Below are 2,518 nucleotides of genomic sequence, written 5' to 3' on the forward strand. Positions count from 1 at the left end.
CACCATGAAGTAGTAATAACAGCCATGGACGATCGGCTGCAAATTGGCTAGGATCGAAATACACGATCGGGTGCAATCTTTGACAAGTTTCTGGATTGGGCATGAGTGAATGTGGATCTATATTTACCGATCGCTCGGATGATAGCGACCCAAATAAATTGATAGTTTTAGAGGTTTAATCTATGTACGTTGTATCCCAAGCACAGCCGCAAGAACGGGCTGAATTTATCCGCAAGACTTACGCACATCTAGCTGGTGCTGTAGCTGGATTTATCGCGATCGAGACATTACTAGTACGATCGGGCATTGCCGAACGGATGGCGCAAGCCCTGACTGGCGGTTTTACCTGGTTGGCTGTATTAGCGGGATTTTCACTGTTAGGTTGGTTCTCGCGGGGATTGGCAAGTAGGGCAGATTCAGTCTCCTTACAATATCTGGGACTGGGAATATATGTAGTCGCCGAAGCGCTGTTATTTGCGCCATTAATTTTCATTGCTAGCAGGATGTCCGATCCGACGGTGATTCCGACAGCCGGGATTCTCACATCCCTGATGTTTGTCGGTTTGACAGCAGTTGCCTTGACTACTGGTAAGGATTTTACCTTCCTCGGTGGCGCACTCAAAATTGGTGGTTTCGTAGCCTTGGGATTGATTATCTGTAGCGCGATCTTTGGATTTCAACTCGGCTTATTCTTCTCTGTATTAATGGTGGGATTTGCAATGGCAGCCATCCTCTACGATACATCCCAAATTATGAACCACTTTACCAAAGACCAGTACGTTGCGGCGTCTCTATCGCTGTTTGCGTCTGTCGCTTTGTTATTCTGGTACGTCCTCCGCATCGTGATGGATATGTCTCGCCGTTAGGTGAAAGGTAATAGGTAATGGGTAAAAGGTAAAAGGTATCGATCTGTCTTGCTCTAATTTAGAGGCTTGGTTGTCATGTGTTCAGCTTTAATGTTCGCAGACTACGATCCCCTCGTACACAATCTACACCCATTACCCCTTACCTATTCCTATTACCCATTACCCCTTACCTCTTACCTTTTCCCTTTTACCCCTTACCCCTTACCCTCTCCCCTCTACCCCCTGTCTCCGCGCTGCGGGTAATTGCCACCAACCCAAATGCGGTAGATCGTGATGCTCCTCATGGTAGCCAAAGTGATAGCAACTAATAAACGACCAAAACTCCGAAAAAGGCGTGCTAGTGGCGCGAGACTCATTGATATAACCATTTTGGGGTTCGCGATGGGGTAAAAATGTCCCAAATAGAAATAGCTGAAACGAACTCATCACCGATGGGAACACCCAAAACCAGGAGAGATTGCTTTCGGGCACGCCCAATACGCGATGCACGGCATGAAATGTCGAAATTAATAAGATCAACCGCAGCCAACTCCAATAGTTTTGCATGAAGTTGAAATACCACGCAAAGAAGTTTTTCCGCTTGCCATTGTGAAAATCTGGATCGCCAATCCGAGCGGGGATATCATGGTGGAGATCGTGCATCTGCCGCATCTTTCCAAACGGAAACATGGCATAGACAAATAATACAAAACTGCCGATCGCATCATTGAGCGGGCGATTTGAGGGCGCGATCGAGCCGTGCATCCCATCGTGCGCCGTGACAAATAATCCCACATACAAAAACATCTGCCAAGCAAAGCCGACAAACTTCACCCAACTTGGTAAATTTGTCAAGTCCAAGCTAAATAAGATCGCCGTACTCGTCGCCCAAATGCTAATTAGTGACAGTGCCACCCAGAGTCCCCGATCTTTTCCCTGTCTCACGCTGATTAACCTCGATCGCCGATGCAGATTGTTAAATAATTCTTTACTTATGTTAACGTCTCTCAACGTGGAGCGGGTGAGAAACGGTAAGATCGATCTAACCGTTCGCCGCACAAGCCCATGACAACCACACCCACATCAATTCAATTACCCGCTAGTGTCGAACTCGCCCCCAAATACACGATTCCGATCGTCCTGATGGCAGTCTCCCTGCCGATCGCCGCCCTCCAGCTCTGGGTTGGTGTGGCGACCGGGATCTTTGGCTTATTTCTAGCGATCCAAACCACCATCATCAAGTTAGAATTCACCACCACTACCCTCAACGTTTACCGCAGCAGCACTCTCATTCGGACGTTTCCCTACAGCGAATGGGAAAATTGGCAGATTTTTTGGCAGCCCTTCCCCATTTTGTTCTACTTCAAAGAAGTCAACAGCATCCACTTCCTACCCATCATCTTCGATTCCCGGATGCTCCTCACCTGTCTAGAATACTACCGCCCACAGTCGCAAGCTGAGACTAATTAAGTCGATTAAGGCAAGTTAGATCGATCTAGTCAGTACCCCTTACCCTTTACCCTTTACCCTTTACCCCTTACCCCTTACCCTTTACCCCTTACCCCTTACCCCTTACCCCTTACCCCTTACCTCGATCGATCCATGAGCGCAATTACCTCAGCATCGCTAGTCTGAGCAAAATTCTCATACCAAGAACCGATCGCGTAAAAAGG

General features: G+C 47.8%; 3 protein-coding genes. 2 read left to right on the forward strand and 1 reads right to left on the reverse strand.

From position 1 onward, the window contains the following. Positions 1–182 precede the first annotated feature (182 nt). Entirely contained in the window at positions 183–866 is a 684-nt protein-coding gene (locus RMO35_RS22645) for a Bax inhibitor-1 family protein (RefSeq protein ID WP_309744575.1), read from the forward strand. A 201-nt stretch (positions 867–1,067) separates the two neighbouring features. Here the strand turns inward: RMO35_RS22645 and RMO35_RS22650 are convergent, their stop codons facing one another. After that, positions 1,068–1,790, reverse strand: coding sequence for a fatty acid desaturase (locus RMO35_RS22650; protein WP_309744577.1), 723 nt, complete (start codon positions 1,788–1,790; stop codon positions 1,068–1,070). A gap of 120 nt (positions 1,791–1,910) precedes the next feature. Here RMO35_RS22650 and RMO35_RS22655 point away from each other — a divergent pair, with 120 nt between their 5' ends. Next, positions 1,911–2,315 carry a DUF3119 family protein gene (locus tag RMO35_RS22655; RefSeq protein WP_309744579.1) on the forward strand — a complete coding sequence of 135 codons (405 nt, stop codon included), beginning with the start codon at positions 1,911–1,913 and terminating at the stop codon, positions 2,313–2,315. Positions 2,316–2,518 lie beyond the last annotated feature (203 nt).

The sequence above is a fragment of the Chamaesiphon sp. OTE_20_metabat_361 genome, assembly GCF_031364565.1.